Annotated in this window: 14 protein-coding genes; 10 read left to right on the forward strand and 4 right to left on the reverse strand. The window is 46.1% G+C overall.

Going from position 1 to position 16,782, the window contains the following annotated elements; translation table 11 throughout:
• Window positions 1–85: 85 nt before the first annotated feature.
• From FEF09_RS14755 to rfbD, 6 genes are all read left to right on the forward strand, one after another.
• A complete protein-coding gene (locus FEF09_RS14755; RefSeq protein WP_146305829.1) occupies window positions 86–1,225 on the forward strand; it encodes a DegT/DnrJ/EryC1/StrS family aminotransferase in 1,140 nt (379 codons plus the stop codon).
• The gene (locus FEF09_RS14760; RefSeq protein ID WP_146305830.1) at window positions 1,222–2,535 is read left to right on the forward strand and encodes a UDP-glucose dehydrogenase family protein; all 1,314 of its coding nucleotides are present in this window, start codon (window positions 1,222–1,224) and stop codon (window positions 2,533–2,535) included. The genes FEF09_RS14755 and FEF09_RS14760 overlap by 4 nt, the downstream gene beginning before the upstream one ends.
• Window positions 2,536–2,565: 30 nt before the next feature.
• A complete protein-coding gene (locus FEF09_RS14765) occupies window positions 2,566–3,504 on the forward strand; it encodes a UDP-glucuronic acid decarboxylase family protein (protein ID WP_146305831.1) in 939 nt (312 codons plus the stop codon).
• A 78-nt stretch (window positions 3,505–3,582) separates the two neighbouring features.
• Window positions 3,583–4,638 (forward strand): dTDP-glucose 4,6-dehydratase, encoded by a 1,056-nt coding sequence (rfbB, locus tag FEF09_RS14770; RefSeq protein WP_146305832.1) that lies wholly within the window; start codon window positions 3,583–3,585, stop codon window positions 4,636–4,638.
• Between the two features lie 8 nt (window positions 4,639–4,646).
• Window positions 4,647–5,213: a dTDP-4-dehydrorhamnose 3,5-epimerase gene (gene rfbC / locus FEF09_RS14775; protein WP_146305833.1), complete on the forward strand. Its 567-nt coding sequence runs from the start codon at window positions 4,647–4,649 to the stop codon at window positions 5,211–5,213.
• Window positions 5,213–6,076, forward strand: coding sequence for a dTDP-4-dehydrorhamnose reductase (gene rfbD, locus FEF09_RS14780; protein WP_146305834.1), 864 nt, complete (start codon window positions 5,213–5,215; stop codon window positions 6,074–6,076). The genes rfbC and rfbD overlap by 1 nt, the downstream gene beginning before the upstream one ends.
• 118 nt (window positions 6,077–6,194) lie before the next feature.
• On the opposite strand, the gene FEF09_RS14785 is transcribed toward rfbD, so the two are convergent.
• Window positions 6,195–6,890: a hypothetical protein gene (locus FEF09_RS14785; protein WP_146305835.1), complete on the reverse strand. Its 696-nt coding sequence runs from the start codon at window positions 6,888–6,890 to the stop codon at window positions 6,195–6,197.
• A 129-nt stretch (window positions 6,891–7,019) separates the two neighbouring features.
• Here FEF09_RS14785 and tyrS point away from each other — a divergent pair, with 129 nt between their 5' ends.
• Entirely contained in the window at window positions 7,020–8,303 is a 1,284-nt protein-coding gene (gene tyrS, locus FEF09_RS14790; RefSeq protein WP_146305836.1) for a tyrosine--tRNA ligase, read from the forward strand.
• Window positions 8,304–8,372: 69 nt separating this feature from the next.
• Here tyrS and FEF09_RS14795 read toward each other — a convergent pair whose 3' ends face one another.
• From FEF09_RS14795 to FEF09_RS14805, 3 genes are all read right to left on the reverse strand, one after another.
• Window positions 8,373–8,876 (reverse strand): pyridoxamine 5'-phosphate oxidase family protein, encoded by a 504-nt coding sequence (locus FEF09_RS14795; protein WP_146305837.1) that lies wholly within the window; start codon window positions 8,874–8,876, stop codon window positions 8,373–8,375.
• 108 nt (window positions 8,877–8,984) lie between these two features.
• A complete protein-coding gene (locus FEF09_RS14800; RefSeq protein ID WP_146305838.1) occupies window positions 8,985–10,277 on the reverse strand; it encodes an amidohydrolase family protein in 1,293 nt (430 codons plus the stop codon).
• 25 nt (window positions 10,278–10,302) lie between these two features.
• On the reverse strand, window positions 10,303–13,320 hold the full coding sequence (locus FEF09_RS14805) for an amidohydrolase family protein (RefSeq protein WP_146305839.1): 3,018 nt from the start codon (window positions 13,318–13,320) through the stop codon (window positions 10,303–10,305).
• A 200-nt stretch (window positions 13,321–13,520) separates the two neighbouring features.
• On the opposite strand from FEF09_RS14805, the gene FEF09_RS14810 reads away from it, so the two are divergent.
• From FEF09_RS14810 to uxuA, 3 genes are all read left to right on the forward strand, one after another.
• Window positions 13,521–13,949 (forward strand): hypothetical protein, encoded by a 429-nt coding sequence (locus FEF09_RS14810; RefSeq protein ID WP_146305840.1) that lies wholly within the window; start codon window positions 13,521–13,523, stop codon window positions 13,947–13,949.
• A gap of 67 nt (window positions 13,950–14,016) precedes the next feature.
• Window positions 14,017–15,321 (forward strand): glycerate kinase, encoded by a 1,305-nt coding sequence (locus FEF09_RS14815; RefSeq protein WP_146305841.1) that lies wholly within the window; start codon window positions 14,017–14,019, stop codon window positions 15,319–15,321.
• Window positions 15,322–15,531: 210 nt separating this feature from the next.
• Window positions 15,532–16,707, forward strand: a complete 1,176-nt coding sequence (gene uxuA, locus FEF09_RS14820) for a mannonate dehydratase (protein WP_146305842.1) — start codon at window positions 15,532–15,534, stop codon at window positions 16,705–16,707.
• Window positions 16,708–16,782 lie beyond the last annotated feature (75 nt).

Here is a 16,782-nt window from a genome sequence, read left to right on the forward strand (position 1 = left end):
TTTTTGGATCAGGCGCAAAGATACTGCCCTTCCTATGTCAAAATTTGTAAATTTGCTCACTTTAAACAAAATATCTATCCCACTCATGGTTCCTATTCAAATGGTGGATTTAAAACGCCAATACTTGAAAATAAAGCCGCAGGTTGATGCTGCGATGACCGAAGTGCTGGAAAATGCTGCTTTTATCAATGGCGCACCTGTACAACAATTCACCAATGCACTGCAGAGTTACCTCGGTGTTAAACATGTGATTCCTTGTGCCAATGGTACCGACGCACTGCAAATTGCGATGATGGCATTAGATCTGGCTCCCGGTGATGAAGTGATCACTCCTTCCTTTACGTTTATTGCGACAGCAGAGGTGATTGCCTTATTACGTCTGAAACCTGTGTTTGTAGATGTAGATCCGAAGACTTTCTGTCTTGATCCTGAGCAGGTAGAGAAAGCGATCACGCCTAAAACAAAGGCGATCGTTCCTGTACACCTGTACGGCCATGCGACTGATATGGAACCGATCATGAAAATCTCCGGAAAATATAATATTCCTGTTATTGAAGACAATGCACAGGCGATTGGTGGTCATTACACCTTCGCTGATGGCAGTAAAAAGATGCTGGGAGCAATCGGCCAGATAGGCTGTACTTCCTTCTTCCCTTCCAAGAACCTGGGATGTTATGGAGATGGTGGTGCGCTCTTCACCAATGATGATGCGCTGGCTGCCAAAATCAGAATGGTTGCCAACCACGGACAATCCGCCCGTTACTACCATGATGTAGTAGGAGTAAACTCCCGTCTCGATACCTTACAGGCAGTGGTATTGAATATCAAGCTGCCATTGCTGGATGAATATATTAAGGCCCGCCGTACGGTGGCTGACGCGTACGATGCCGGATTTGCCGGTATCCCGGAGATCACCACTCCATTCAGGGCGGACAACAGTTATCATGTGTATCATCAATATACCCTGCAGCTGAATGGCGCAGATCGTTACGCGTTACAACAATACCTCCAGGAAAAAGGGGTTCCTGCAATGATTTACTACCCTGTACCAGCACACCGCCAGAAAATGTTCGAGGACTTCGGCGGCGCTGCCTTCAATCTTCCTGTTACCGATGACCTGACTTCTAAGGTCATTTCCTTACCAATACATACTGAAATGGATGCAGATCAGCTCCAATACATCATCGATTCAGTTAAATCATTCTTAAATCAAAACTCCAAATGAAAATTACAGTAGTAGGCACAGGTTACGTGGGACTAGTGACCGGCACTTGCTTTGCAGAAACGGGCAACGACGTTACCTGCGTTGACATCGACGTCAACAAGGTAAATAAGCTTTCCAACGGACAGATCACCATTTATGAACCAGGACTCGAAAAACTGTTCGAGCGTAACCTGAAGGAAGGACGTTTACACTTCACAACAAGTCTCGCAGAAGGCGTTGCTCATGGAGATGTTATATTCCTCGCCTTGCCTACTCCTCCGGGAGAAGACGGATCTGCGGATCTGTCCTACATTCTGCGCGTAGCAGATGATATGGGTAAAATCATCACTGATTATAAAGTAATCGTTGACAAAAGTACCGTACCGGTAGGTACTGCTGAACTGGTACATGCAGCGGTTGCAAAGAACTGTTCACATCCTTTCGACGTGGTTTCCAATCCGGAATTCCTGCGTGAAGGTGTGGCGGTAGACGACTTCATGAAGCCTGATCGTGTTGTGATCGGAACCCGCTCAGAAAGAGCGCGTAAAGTAATGGGCGACCTGTTTGCACCATTTGTACGTCAGGGTAACCCGATCCTGTTCATGGACGAAAAATCTGCTGAACTGACCAAATACGCAGCCAACTCCTTCCTCGCTACCAAGATCTCTTTCATGAATGAAATAGCGATCCTGTGTGAGAAACTGGGAGCTGACGTTGACATGGTGCGCAGAGGCGTAGGTAGCGACGACAGAATCGGTAAACGCTTCCTGTTCCCCGGTATCGGTTATGGTGGCAGCTGCTTCCCTAAAGACGTACAGGCGCTGGTGAAATCATCAGAAGATGCAGACTACGATTTCAAAATACTCAATGCGGTAATGGACGTAAATGAGCGACAGAAACTGTTCCTCATGCCGAAAATCAGCGCATGGTTTAATAATGACCTGAAGGGCAAACACTTCGCCCTGTGGGGACTGGCATTCAAACCAAATACAGACGATATCCGTGAAGCACCGGCATTATATATGATCGACGCCCTCGTCGCTGCCGGCGCAACCGTTTCTGTATTTGATCCGGAAGCAAGCAACAATGTAGAACGCCTGATCGGCAATAAAGTAGCTTATGCAGCTAACCAGTACGACTGTCTTATAAATGCAGATGCACTGATCATTGCCACAGAATGGAGTGTATTCAGAACACCTGATTTCGATAAAATCGGCAGTACGCTGAAAAACAAGGTGATCTTCGACGGAAGAAACCTGTTTGACGTATTCAGGATGGAAGAACTTGGCTACCATTATGAGAGTGTAGGACGCGCGGCTACAAACAATTAATTATCATCACCCCTATCAATGCCAGTTAATATGAAAAGAGTTCTGATTACCGGCGCAGCCGGCTTCCTGGGTTCACACCTGTGTGATCGTTTCATCGCCGAAGGATATCGGGTGGTGGCAATGGATAATCTCCTGACCGGCAATATCAAAAACATAGAGCATCTCTTTCCTTTACCGGAATTTGAATACTATCATCATGATGTAAGCAAATTTGTACATGTACCGGGTAATCTGGATTACATTTTACACTTTGCTTCGCCGGCAAGTCCGATTGACTATCTGAAAATGCCTATCCAGACATTAAAGGTAGGTTCACTCGGTACCCACAATCTGCTGGGTCTTGCCAAAGAAAAAAAGGCACGTATTCTGGTAGCATCCACTTCTGAAGTGTATGGCGACCCTAATGTACATCCGCAACCGGAAGAGTACTGGGGTAACGTAAACCCGGTTGGTCCGCGTGGTGTATATGACGAAGCAAAACGCTTCATGGAGTCTATCACCATGGCTTATCATAACTTCCATGGCGTTGAAACAAGGATCGTAAGGATCTTCAATACCTATGGTCCGCGTATGCGACTCAATGATGGTCGAGCATTACCTGCATTTATGAGTCAGGCACTGACCGGTCAGGATCTGACTGTTTTTGGTGATGGTTCACAGACCCGTTCTTTCTGTTATGTATCTGACCTCGTAGATGGTATTTACCGCTTATTATTGAGCGACTATCACCTGCCGGTAAATATTGGTAATCCTTCAGAGATCACACTGCTGGAATTTGCAGAAGAGATTCTTGCACTGACCAACAGTAAGCAGAAGATTATATATCAGCCGCTTCCAAAAGATGATCCGAAGCAAAGAAAACCAGATATCACCAAGGCACAGGAACTGCTGGGATGGGCTCCGAAAGTAGACAGAAAAGAAGGTTTGAAGGTGACTTACGAATACTTCAAAGAAGCATTAAATAAATAATTCGTTGTAAATGAACCACTGCTCTTAAGGTAGTGGTTCATTTGCAATGCGTACATTGTCTGTAATTAAATAATCATTATGCACAACACCATACTCATCACCGGTGGCGCCGGTTTTATAGGCTCCCATGTCGTGAGATTATTTGTGAATAAGTACCCTCATTACCAGATTGTTAATCTGGATGCGCTGACTTATGCAGGCAATCTTGAAAATCTCAAAGATATAAAGGACAAGTCCAACTATACCTTTGTGAAGGGTGATATTACGGATGAAGCATTCATAGATGAACTGTTTACAACCTACTCTTTTGATGGTGTGATCCATCTGGCAGCAGAAAGCCATGTGGACCGGTCTATCATGGACCCTCTGGCATTCATCAAAACCAACGTATTAGGTACTGCTACCCTGCTGAATGCAGCCCGCAAATACTGGAAAGACAATTACGAAGGTAAACTGTTCTACCACGTATCTACTGATGAAGTATATGGCAGTCTGGGAGAAGAAGGTTTCTTCACAGAAGAAACCGCTTATGATCCCCGCTCTCCTTATTCTGCATCAAAAGCAAGCTCTGATCACTTTGTGATGGCCTACTATCACACGTATCACCTGCCTGCCATCATTTCCAACTGCTCCAACAACTACGGATCACATCATTTCCCGGAAAAGTTAATTCCGCTGGCCATCCACAACATCAAAAACAACAAGCCGGTACCTGTATATGGTAAAGGAGAGAATGTGCGCGACTGGCTGTTTGTGGAAGACCACGCAAGAGCAATTGATACCATTTTCCACAAAGGCCGCTTAGGGGAAACCTATAACATCGGCGGTTTCAATGAGTGGAAAAATATCGATCTTATCAACCTGCTCTGCATGGTGATGGATAAAAAACTGGGCCGCGCACCGGGTACCTCTGCAAGCCTGATCACTTTTGTGAAAGACCGTGCAGGCCACGATCTGCGTTATGCAATCGACGCTACCAAACTCAATAAAGAACTGGGCTGGGAACCTTCCCTCCAGTTTGAGGAAGGACTGGAAAAAACCGTTGACTGGTATCTGTCCAACGAAGAATGGCTGGATCATGTCACCAGCGGCGCCTACCAGGAATATTACAGTGACCAGTATCAAAAGAGATAATCAACTATATGCCTTTTACTGAAACAGGGATACCTGATCTGTTAGTATATGAACCACGGGTATTCAACGATAACCGTGGCTATTTTTTTGAAAGCTACAGCGAACAGGCCTTTCTACAACATGGTCTGCAGCTGAAATTCGTACAGGACAACCAGGCAAGGTCTACTTATGGCGTACTGAGAGGTTTACATTACCAGCAGGAACCACATGCACAGACCAAACTCGTAAGAGTACTGGAAGGACGCATTATCGACGTAGCAGTAGATATCCGCAAGGGCTCTCCTACTTATGGTAAGGTATTCACTATCGAACTGAGTGCTGAAAATAAAAAGCAGCTGCTGGTACCCAAAGGTTTTGCCCACGGTTATTCCGTATTAAGCGAGACTGCAGAAGTGATGTACAAAGTGGATAACTTCTACAATAAAGCCAGTGAAGGTGGTATCATTTACAATGACCCGGCACTGAACATCGACTGGGGTATCAGTCTGGCGGATGCGCTGGTATCAGAAAAAGATGTGATACTGCCCACGCTTGAAAACTGCACGCATAACTTCATTTACAATTCAGATAAGTAATGAAAAATATTCTGATAACCGGCGCCAATGGCCAGCTGGGACAGGCAATTAAAAAAGTAACAGCGGATTATCCGGGGTTTAACTTCCTATACACAGACTTCAATGAACTGGATATCACCAGCGAAGAAGCTGTGCGCAATTATTTTGCTCAGCAGGAAATACACGCCTGTGTGAACTGTGCAGCGTATACAGCTGTAGATAAAGCGGAAGGTGACGAAGAATTTGCTTTTAAACTCAACTTTGAAGCAGTACTGAACCTCGCTACTATCTGTGCTGAATACAACACCCAGTTAGTACATATCTCTACTGATTATGTATTCAGCGGCCAGCAGAACGTACCCTATGTAGAAACAGACGACGCCAGTCCGGTCAGCATTTACGGCAGTTCCAAACTGCGTGGCGAAGGTGCGGCTGTAGGTACCAACCCTGCTACTATTGTATTACGTACTTCCTGGCTGTATTCCGAATTCGGCGCCAACTTCGTAAAACGTATGCGCGAACTGATGCAGGAAAGAGATAGCCTGAACATCGTATTTGACCAGACAGGCACTCCTACTTATGCAGTAGACCTGGCTAAAGTGGTATTGACCATACTGACCAAAGTATGGGATGTACCCGGTGAATATGGCGGCGTATATCACTTTAGCAATGAAGGCGTGACCAGCTGGTATGACTTTGCTGTCGCAATCCGCGAACTAAGCAATGCTTCCTGTACAGTATCTCCGATCACTTCTGATCAGTATCCTACGGCGGCCAAAAGACCTGCCTACAGTGTCATGAACAAAAGCAAGATTAAAGAGACATTTGGTATTCAGATCCCTCATTGGAAAGAGAGTCTGAAAGAGTGTATCAAACAGCTGTAAAAGCAGATGAAGCGTTAATTATTAACTTCTTCTATAAAAGGAAAAGGCGTTCACCATTAGTGAACGCCTTTTCCTTTTATGATAATCAGATCTGTTGAGACCTGCATATTAATATCTCTTACTTCTTAAAACTGGTGATCTCCATATGCCCAACCGGATTGCCATCTTTAAACGTGGCCGTCTTCACCACACCAAAACCCGGCGCAAACCACTCTGTTGCATTCATTTCAACCGGCATGTTCATAGACATCATTTTCAGACCAAGATTCATCTTATAAGTGATCTTATAACATTCCCAGCTGCCACCGGCAGTCGTGATCTTCTCTTTACCCGCTACTTTACGGTCAGTCACCTGATATTGCAGACTGATATCCATACCATTAGCATTACCGCTCATTTCAAAGGAGCCATTTGGCAGGGTCTGACCTTCCTTTAAGGTGGCAGGATAATTCAAAAATGCGCTCCCGTCTGATTCCATCTTCATGTCTTTCAGCTGTGGCATATTGGGCAGGGACATTTTCATATCAATCATGATCTCTCCACCGGTACATTTGAACTTACCCTTACCAGAAGACAAAGAGGCGCCTTTGGCGTCTTTTGTGGTCACTGTGAAGTCAGATACAGTTGAGCCCCCTTCCTTATTGACAGACAATACTTTATAAACATTCTTTGCGACAGTCGTCCCTTTGGCGTCGAACATGCTCATCTCTACTTCAGCGTTATTCAGGAGATAATAGTAGTTTTTGCAATCCTGCGCGAATAATACATTTACCGCTGCCAGCAGTGCGGCAATTAAAAACAAGCTTTTTTTCATATGGTACTCTTTACAAAAGATGGCGGTTTTATCCGCAATTGAATGTACGAATTTCCGGCACAATGCCCTGCTTCGTCCATATCGTTTAAAATTCTTTTCTTACGTTTGCAAAAATTATCCCAATTAATCATGAACCTGATAGAGGAATTACGTTGGAGAGGTATGGTGCAGGATATAATGCCGGGCACGGAGGAGCAATTACTGAAAGAAATGACTTCTGCTTATGTAGGATTTGACCCTACAGCAGATTCTCTTCATATAGGCAGTCTGGTACCCATCCTGCTGCTGGTACATTTACAGCGAGCGGGTCACAAGCCTTTTGCACTGGTTGGCGGCGCCACCGGTATGGTGGGCGACCCTTCCTTCAAAGCAGAAGAGCGCAAAATGCTGGATCTGGATACCCTCGCGCATAACCAGAACGGTATCAAAGCTCAGCTGGAGAAGTTCCTCGACTTCGATCCGGCCAAACCGAATGCCGCTGAAATGGTGAATAACTTCGATTGGTTTAAAGAGATCTCCTTTCTGGATTTCATCCGCGATACCGGTAAACACATTACCGTTAATTACATGATGTCCAAGGATTCCGTAAAAAGAAGACTGGAAGGCGATAGCGGTATGTCCTTTACAGAATTCACCTACCAGCTGATTCAGGGCTATGACTTCTATCATCTGTATACAGCGAAGAACTGTAAACTGCAGATGGGTGGTTCTGACCAGTGGGGTAACATCGTAACGGGCACTGAACTGATTCGCCGTAAAGCGAATGGGGAAGCATTTGCCTTTACCTGTCCTCTGCTGAAAAAAGCAGACGGCACTAAATTCGGTAAATCAGAAAGAGGTAACGTATGGCTGGATCCACAGAAAACGTCTCCTTATCTGTTCTACCAGTTCTGGGTAAAAACCACAGACGAAGACGCTAAAAACTACATCAAAATATTCACCTTCCTTGGTCAGGAAGAGATCAATGAACTGATCGCTGCACACGATCAGGATGCTGGTAAACGCCTGCTGCAGAAGAAACTGGCAGAAGAACTGACCGTCTTCGTACATGGTCAGACAGAACTGGAGTTTGCCCTGAAAGCATCAGATCTGCTGTTCCGTAACGATACCGCCGAGGTACTGCAATCCCTGACTGAATCTCAGTTGCTTGAGATCATGGACGGTGTACCACAGGTAGAAGTAGCTGCTGCCGAACTGGAAGCCGGAAAGGATATCCTCTCTTTCCTTGCGGAGACCAACATCCTTCCTAGTAAAGGAGAAGCCCGTAAAATGATCCAGAACAACGGTATCAGCATCAACAAGGTGAAGGTAGGAGCTATTGATAAGATGATTGATAAAAGCCTGCTGCTGAATGACAAGTACATCCTTGTACAGAGAGGAAAAAACAACTACTTCCTTGTAATTGTAAAATAAGCTTACATTATAAACAGGAGGGCTGGCGTATCACAGATACGTCAGCCCTTTTTATTTGCTATTATAATTTTACTCAATATCCAGTTCTCCCTTCTCTCCTTCCTCAAAGCGTCTTCCCCGGATGATGGAGGTCAGCATATTGAAGAAGATCACCATTTTGCTGGATGAATTATCCCAGAACCACGCCTGTTTGGTATCTACCCTCAACAGACAAAGCCGGGGATCGTCAATCCCATCGGGGAACCACGCTTCAACGGCCGGCGTCCACAACTGTTTCATTTTTTCACGATCCAGTACGATCGATCCGATACCAAAGATGTTCAGATAGGTGTTATGTCCCGGGTGGGAATAAATGAGGTTCAGCTCATTATTTTCTGAAATCTGCATCACCTGACCGGCATATTCATTGGAAAAAAACCAGACATTCCCTTCTTTGTCTACATCTACAGTAGCCATGGGTCTGGATATAACGTGGCCGTGCTCGTCAACGGTAGTAAACATACATACCCGCACATCGTTAATCAGATCAGAAACCTTTCTGATCGCCTCTTCTCTTTTGAGGATTGCTGCCATCGAATTAATGTGTTTGTATGAAACAATAAAAATTCATGCCATATAAAAAAGAAAAAGGCCCGGTATTGTTAGTACAACACCGGGCCCCTTGCCTGTTATAAGTTTCAGCTATTTCAGTCCGTACTTATATTTATAACGCTCATATAACTGTTTGTGTTTATTATCAAGGCTAACTTCTCTTCCCTGAATAAACGCCTGCGTTACCACACTGCTACGCATATCCAGCAAATCGCCTGTACTGATGGTAATATTGGCGTCCTTACCGGTTTCCAGTGATCCGGTGATCTTATCGATACCGAGGATTTTGGCTGCATTCAGTGTCACTGCTGCCAGTGCTTCTTCTTTGGAAAGTCCGTATGTGCTGGCAGTACCTGCTTCAAAAGGCAGGTTACGTTGCTGCCAGAAGCCTTCATTACTGAGGCAGAACAGTACGCCTGCCTGTTGTAACTGTGCGGCTGTTTTATATGGCTGGTCCACATCATCATCCTGCATCACCGGTAAACTGTGCGGCTGGGCAAGGACCACAGAGATATTATGCTGTTTGAGCACATCTGCGATCATCCATGAATCAGCACCACCGGCTATGACTACCTCAATATCAAATTCCTTTGCAAAGTCCACTGCTACCAGCATTTCCTTTACCAGATTACAGTGAATGAACAGCTTTTGCTGTTTGGCGAACAGTTTACGCACTGCTTCAAACTTCAGGTTGACAGCCGTGTGTTTATCTTCCTGCAGGTAAGCTTTCGCCTCGCTCAGGAATGACCGTACCTTTTCAGTTTTTTCGGCAAATTCTTCTGCTCTGTCTTTGGTAATAGAGAACCGGCCGGGTGTAGCGGGTGGAGGCAACAGGCTTGGCATATAGAAGTGGATAGCGCCATCCGCCTTGTAAGCAGCATCTTCCCAGTTCCATGCATCCAGTTGTACCACGGAAGAAGAACCGGGTATCATTCCACCTTCAGGTGTTACCTGTGCCAGCAGAATACCATTAGAGCGCAGGGTATTGATCACTTTTGAATCAGTGTTATAAGCCACCAGTGAACGTACAGAAGGATTGATCTCTCCTACCTCACTGAAGTCGTTGGTAGAGCGTACCGCTTCTACTTCCGTCAAACCTACAGTGGTCAGAGGTGCGATCACACCCGGATACACATGCTTACCCTGCAGGTCAATGACCTTTACGTCTCCGGAGGGTGCTGTCAGATTATTCCCTACGGCAACGATCTTACCATTGGCGAAAGACAGGGAACCTTTCTCGATTACCTGTCCGTTACCGATGTGAATCGTCGCATTGGTCAGGTAAACCGGCTTTGCCTGCGGAGGCGCCGGATATATTGTTTCCTGAGCCATTACGGCGGAGCAGGAAAGTGCGGTGATATATGTTAATAAACTACGTTTCATGTTGTTTGATTGATGCGTGCAGTGGTTACAATTCGTTATTTCCATCTGTCAGACGTTGCTGGTGACCAGCCTGCAGATCTTCACAGTGATACATTTCCTCTCTGGTAGCAGCTGCTTTCTGGGTAGGCGTACCTTTTTTCTTTTCACCCAGCATTTTCAGCACCAGACGATTACGTTCTGCGCTGATACGCTGACGCAATTCGAGGTCTTTCTCGCGGTCGAAGTATACGATACCATCTACGAGGGTCTTTTCAGCTTTTGCATAAATGCTCAGAGGATTGTCGTTCCATAGTACCAGATCGGCATCCTTACCGGTTTTGATACTACCGGTACGCTCTGCTACGTGCAACAGTCTGGCCGGGTTGATGGTCACCAGTTTCAGGGCTTCCTCTTCCGTCATATCGCCATATTTGATGCTCTTGGCAGCTTCCTGATTCAGTCTGCGTGCCATTTCAGCATCATCGGAGTTGATGGCGACATTTACACCTACACGTTGCATGATAGTGGCATTGTAAGGGATCGCGTCCTGTACTTCCATTTTGTAAGCCCACCAGTCAGCGAAAGTACCCGCGCCGGCACCGTGTTGTTTCATCTTATCCGCCACCTTATATCCTTCCAGAATATGCGTAAAGGTGTTTATTCTGAAATGGAAAGTATCTGCCACATGCAGCAGCATGTTGATCTCGCTCTGTACATAGGAGTGACAGGTAATGAAACGTTTGCTGTTCAGGATCTCTACCAATGCATCCAGCTCGAGGTCGCGACGTTTGCCTGCGCCTTCTTTTTCGTAATCACGCGCACGTGTGAATGCATCTGTCAATACCTGTTCAACCCCCATACGTGTTTGCGGGAAACGTTCGCGCTGGCGTTCACCCCAGTTGGATTGTTTTACGTTTTCGCCCAATGCGAATTTGATAAACGGATCTGATCCTGCGAATTTGAGTTCTTCTGCATCCGCACCCCAACGCAATTTTATGAGCTGGCTTTGTCCGCCGATCGTATTGGCAGAACCATGTAACAGATGTGAAGCTGTCACGCCACCACTCAGTTGTCTGTAGATATTCACATCATCAGGGTTCACCACATCCGCGATACGCACTTCTGAAGTAACGGACTGCGTCCCTTCATTGACGCCTTTGGAAATAGCGATGTGAGAGTGCTCGTCGATGATACCGGCTGTCAGGTGTTTGCCTGTACCGTCTATAACGCGTGCATTGCCGGCAGGCAGGTTCTTACCGATCTGTGCGATCTTACCATTGCGTACCAGGACGTCTGTGTTTTCAAGTTTACCTTCTTTTTCACTGGTCCAGACAGTGGCATTTTTGATCAGGATATCCTGTTGTTTAGGCAGGGCTTCCCAGCCATATCCGTTGAAAGGATAGTACATGTTACCCAGCTGCGGAGCAGTTTTAGGTTTTGCGGTATCCTGTTTGGTATACGCGGCGCTGAATGTAGCGTTCCATTTCACCCATTTACCGGCGGTATCCAGACCGGTACCACTCCATTCGTTTGTACCAGCTACACCGCTGAGACGCAGTTGTGCACCACCTTTCTTTATCGGGAAAGCGATTTTGATCAGCTTATCATTGATGGTGATGGAACCTGCCAGTGTATCCTGTTGTAAAAGGGACAGGGTTGGCGTAGCAGCAGTACCTTTCAGCAGGAGGGTATATTTTGTATTGCCGGGTGTCAGGGTCAGTGTATAAGTACCCCGCACATCTTTCCAGCCTTCATCTTTGATGATGTATTTTTTACCCTGTACCCAGTTCTGGAACAGTACCGTATTTTCATTAAAGATCGCACCGGAAGTCACCAGAAAATTAGCCAGTTTACCCGGCTCCAAAGAACCTACGAGATCATCTGCTTTAATGATGCGTGCTGCAGAGAGGGTAAGTGCATCCAGAGCTTTTTGTTCACTGAGACCATACTCAATTGATTTTCGCACAGCGCCCAGAAATTGCTTCAGGTCTTTCAGTCCGGCAGCCGTAATACAGAATGGGATATTGGCTTTTTCAAAAGCAGCGGCTTCAGTAGGAGCCAGTTCCCAGTGTTTCATATCGCTGAGTGCCACGAAGCGGGCATCATTCGGATCTTCCACATCGATCGGCTGCGGGAAATTCAGCGGCAGAATGAAGGAGGCTTTGGTAGCTACCATTTCCGGCATACGCTGGTATTCATTACCACTGGCTTTGATGATATATTGTACACCAAATTCGTCGCCTATTTTATCTGCACGTAAGGCATCCCATTTATCCTGTACATCAAAGATCTGCGGCAGGGTGCGGCTGTCATTCCACGCCTGCAGGGTCAGGTTTGTACCTTCTTTAGCGGGGTGAGACTGATACCATTGCGCGTCAAGGAATGTCTGACGCAGCAGTGCAATACTACCCATTAAGGAGCTGGGATAATTCTGTGAGGAACTACCTTTATCGAAGGAGAATTGCGCACTGGCTTTTTCTTTGATCAGGACTTTATTTTCACGGTCATCCGCCAGCGTTACCAGCACACCGGTACCACGGGCGATGCCATCCTGCTGATGAGTTAATACTGTACCAAAACCTATGTTTCTCAATGACTCTGCGGCAGTACCGTCTATCTGGAATAAAGTAGCTGCATTTATCTCACTTTTAACCGCCTGATTCCAGCCATAAGCACCTTTGGTAGCAGAAAGGAACTGAGGCTCCCCTCTATAACCACCACCGGCTTTCTTTGCCGGCTGTGTACCATAATCACTGTAAGCATCTACGAAAGAAGGATAGATATATTTACCACCGCAATCGATCACTACCGCATCTTTGGGTACAGGGCCATTGCCAACGCTGACGATGCGGCCATTACGGATTACGAGGCTGGCGTTGTTCAATACATTACCGGCGCTTTTTACAATCGTCGCTTTTACAAAAGCATAACACCCTTCTCTGGGATCGGCGATACCGTTCACAGGAAAAGTTTCCTGCGCTGAAGCATACGAACCGGCCAGCAGACCGCTCAGCAACAGACACAGGTGGGACAACCGCTTACGCGGCGAAAAAAAATTACTCATTGGCTTGTGTTTGTCAATTTAGATTTTGGGTTCATAGTATCCTGACAATCAGAAAGGTCTTACCGGGAGGGCAATACCTGCTGCGACCTAAAAGTAACAAATGATTGATGTGGCTTCTGCATATTTCAACAGATTTTTGATGACTGGTAGTAATATTGCGTTAATTACCTATATTTAACCAAGAGAATAACCCGTTTTTTATGAAAAGTTATATGATCCGCATCAGTGGGCTGTTATTATGCTTCTTACTTGCAATAAGCGGCAGCAGCATGGCACAAAACAGGGATACTTCCACCGTGAAGAAGGTACGCTTTACACCGGAGCAGCGTGCGGATAAAATGAGTGATAAACTTGACCGGCGGCTGAACCTGTCCAAACAACAGGACAAAGACATTCACACCATCAATACCGATATTACACAACGCATGGAAGCGCTCAAACGCAATACGACGCTGTCCAAAAAAGATAAGATGCAGCAGATGAAAGCGTTGAATGAAGAACGGAATCAGCGTTTCAAATCAGTACTCTCGGCCGATCAGTATAAAAAGTGGAATGACTGGGAACTGAAGAAGAAGGAACATATGGAAGCCAGAATGGACAAAAAACAACAAAAACGTAATGCCCGCTAAGAAGGGTCTTTTATAAATGAATGGAGTAAGGATGCTGATTGGCATCCTTATTTTTTTATCTTGAGAGATGATGCGGAGAGAAGACGCCATAGCGATATTCCGGGCAGCAGTAGCGGCAGTACAACCGGCACATCTTATGCACCGGCACGTACACTACAGGGATGGTGTACTGACTGTCTGTGATCAGTCGTTTACGATCACACCTGACAGTACAGTATGGGTATTGGGTGCGGGAAAAGCGTCCGCCTCCATGGCACAGGCTATTGAGCAGGTACTGAGCGGCGTGCAGATAAAAGGGCTGGTGATCACAAAATACGAACACGCATTACCGTTAAAGCATATTCAGTTAAAAGAAGCCGCACATCCTGTACCTGATGAAAATGGCGTACAGGCGACTACAGCAATGCTTGCTTTATTACGTAACACCCGGCCTGATGATATTGTGCTGTTGTTGCTTTCCGGTGGCGCTTCTGCCCTGCTTGCAGATTATCCTGCGGGAGCAGATCTGGCACAGGTACAACAGGTATTTTCCCTGTTACTGAAAAGCGGTGCAGATATTTATGAAATGAATATTGTGCGGAAGCATCTGTCAGCTGTAAAAGGCGGACAACTTCCCCTACCCGCCAATACCAAAGCCTGGTGCAGTCTGATATTAAGTGATGTAGTAGGCGATGATCTTTCTGTTATAGGTTCTGGTCCGACCGTAGCTGATCCTTCCACGTTTGGAGATGCTATGGCGATCCTTGATAAATACGCGCTCACATCGCAATTACCCCCCGCTATTTATGCACATTTACAACAGGGATGTGCCGGAAAATTGCCTGAGACACCTAAACCCGGACATCCGGATCTGGCGCATGTGCATAACTTTTTAATTGGTAGTAATCACATTGCGCTGGAAGCTGCAAAGCAGCATGCGGAGTCCCTTGGGTATGATACCCGGATATTAAGTTCCACGGTTACCGGGGAGGCAGAAAAACTGGCAGAGAAACTGGTTAATGAAGCACGCAGCCGGGAGGGTAAAAAACCTGCTTGTATACTTATGGGAGGCGAGAGTACCGTAACGGTGAAGGGAGATGGTCTGGGTGGCCGGAATCAGCAACTGGCGCTGGCTGCGGGCATTTTGATAAAAGATATTCCGGACATTCTTGTACTCAGTGCAGGTACCGATGGCACTGATGGTCCGACAGATGCAGCCGGTGCTTTTTCGGATAAAGATATGATGCAGCAGGCGATAGAAAAAGGACTGGATGCAGCCGCTTATCTGAAGCAGAATGATGCGTGGCATTTCTTTGAAAAAGCAGGAGGACTGATTAAAACAGGTCCTACGCAAACGAATGTAATGGACATTATGCTGGCAATCATTTCCTGAAGCGTTGGTTGTTCCCATTAGATTTTCTTAGGTTTGCAAAAATTCTACAAGGACAGCACGCTTATAAACCATTGGAATACACGCTTATTTTAGCTTGAAAAAGGATCAACAGCAGAATACTGACCTTGTAGCATGAGAGAAATCATTTATTACTAAATCATTAATTAATTTCCGGAAGTCCTATTTTTGGGCTTAAACCTTTATATGCGTATGCTAAGAATGGAACAGACATGGCGTTGGTTCGGACCGAATGATCCGGTTAGCCTGGCTGATATCAAACAAGCTGGAGCGACCGGTATTGTAACGGCCTTACACCATGTTCCGAACGGAGAGATCTGGACAGTCGAGGAGATACAAAAGCGAAAGGAGATGATCGAAGCCGCAGGCCTTAGCTGGTCAGTGGTAGAAAGTGTACCCGTTCACGAAGACATCAAAACCCAGAGTGGAAGGTTCAAAGAATATATACAACATTATCAGCAATCCCTGCGCAACCTCGCGCAATGCGGTATCTACATAGTGACATACAACTTTATGCCTGTACTGGACTGGACAAGGACAGACCTCGCATATACAGTTGAAGACGGATCCAAAGCACTGCGTTTTGAAAAAGCGGCATTCCTTGCTTTTGATCTGTTTATGTTACAACGCCCGGGTGCAGAGAACGATTATGACCCTGCGGATATATCCATGGCGAAAGAGCGTTTTGACAGTATGACCGATGCAGAGAAAGCATTGCTGCAAAGGAATATTATTGCCGGGTTGCCAGGTTCTGAAGAAAGCTTTTCACTGGAGCTTTTTCAGGCAGCCCTTGATAAGTATAAAGGCATTGATGCCACACAACTGAAACTGCATCTTTTCTATTTCCTGCAGCAGATCGCACCTGTAGCAGAGGAAGTAGGTATTAAACTGGCGATCCATCCTGACGATCCTCCATTCCCTATTCTGGGACTGCCAAGGATTGTAAGTACGGAGCAGGATGCAAGAGAACTGCTGGCAGCAGCACCTTATGCCTCTAACGGACTTTGTTTCTGTACGGGTTCTTATGGCGTACGCGCTGATAATGACCTTCCGGGTATGGTAGAGCGGCTGGGTGAGCATATTCACTTTATACACCTGAGAAGTACACAACGCGACAGTATTGGCAACTTCCATGAAGCCAATCATCTGGAAGGCGATGTTGATATGTATGCAGTAGTGAGGTCGATTCTGAATGTGATGCATAAAAGAAATACCACTATTCCGATGCGCCCGGATCATGGTCACCAGATGCTGGATGATCTTCACAAAAAAACAAATCCCGGCTATAGTGCCATTGGCCGCTTACGCGGACTGGCGGAACTCCGGGGCTTAGAACTGGGTATCGCGCGTTCGATTTCGGGGAAATGAAAGTCCACACCTGCAGCCTACTGGCAGCTTTATAAGGTTGGGATAAGAAACGAAAAAGTAAGCAGCTGGATAAAA

Source organism: Chitinophaga pinensis (genome assembly GCF_007896845.1).
GTDB classification, from domain to species: Bacteria; Bacteroidota; Bacteroidia; order Chitinophagales; family Chitinophagaceae; genus Chitinophaga; species Chitinophaga pinensis_C.

Excerpts from the sequence above, each read along its gene's own strand:
- FEF09_RS14755 (WP_146305829.1), top strand. The coding sequence starts at position 86 with ATGGTTCCTATTCAAATGGTGGATTTAAAACGCCAATACTTGAAAATA.
- FEF09_RS14760 (WP_146305830.1), top strand. The coding sequence starts at position 1,222 with ATGAAAATTACAGTAGTAGGCACAGGTTACGTGGGACTAGTGACCGGC.
- FEF09_RS14765 (WP_146305831.1), top strand. The coding sequence starts at position 2,566 with ATGAAAAGAGTTCTGATTACCGGCGCAGCCGGCTTCCTGGGTTCACAC.
- rfbB (WP_146305832.1), top strand. The coding sequence starts at position 3,583 with ATGCACAACACCATACTCATCACCGGTGGCGCCGGTTTTATAGGCTCC.
- rfbC (WP_146305833.1), top strand. The coding sequence starts at position 4,647 with ATGCCTTTTACTGAAACAGGGATACCTGATCTGTTAGTATATGAACCA.
- rfbD (WP_146305834.1), top strand. The coding sequence starts at position 5,213 with ATGAAAAATATTCTGATAACCGGCGCCAATGGCCAGCTGGGACAGGCA.
- FEF09_RS14785 (WP_146305835.1), bottom strand. The coding sequence starts at position 6,890 with ATGAAAAAAAGCTTGTTTTTAATTGCCGCACTGCTGGCAGCGGTAAAT.
- tyrS (WP_146305836.1), top strand. The coding sequence starts at position 7,020 with ATGAACCTGATAGAGGAATTACGTTGGAGAGGTATGGTGCAGGATATA.
- FEF09_RS14795 (WP_146305837.1), bottom strand. The coding sequence starts at position 8,876 with ATGGCAGCAATCCTCAAAAGAGAAGAGGCGATCAGAAAGGTTTCTGAT.
- FEF09_RS14800 (WP_146305838.1), bottom strand. The coding sequence starts at position 10,277 with ATGAAACGTAGTTTATTAACATATATCACCGCACTTTCCTGCTCCGCC.
- FEF09_RS14805 (WP_146305839.1), bottom strand. The coding sequence starts at position 13,320 with ATGAGTAATTTTTTTTCGCCGCGTAAGCGGTTGTCCCACCTGTGTCTG.
- FEF09_RS14810 (WP_146305840.1), top strand. The coding sequence starts at position 13,521 with ATGAAAAGTTATATGATCCGCATCAGTGGGCTGTTATTATGCTTCTTA.
- FEF09_RS14815 (WP_146305841.1), top strand. The coding sequence starts at position 14,017 with ATGATGCGGAGAGAAGACGCCATAGCGATATTCCGGGCAGCAGTAGCG.
- uxuA (WP_146305842.1), top strand. The coding sequence starts at position 15,532 with ATGCTAAGAATGGAACAGACATGGCGTTGGTTCGGACCGAATGATCCG.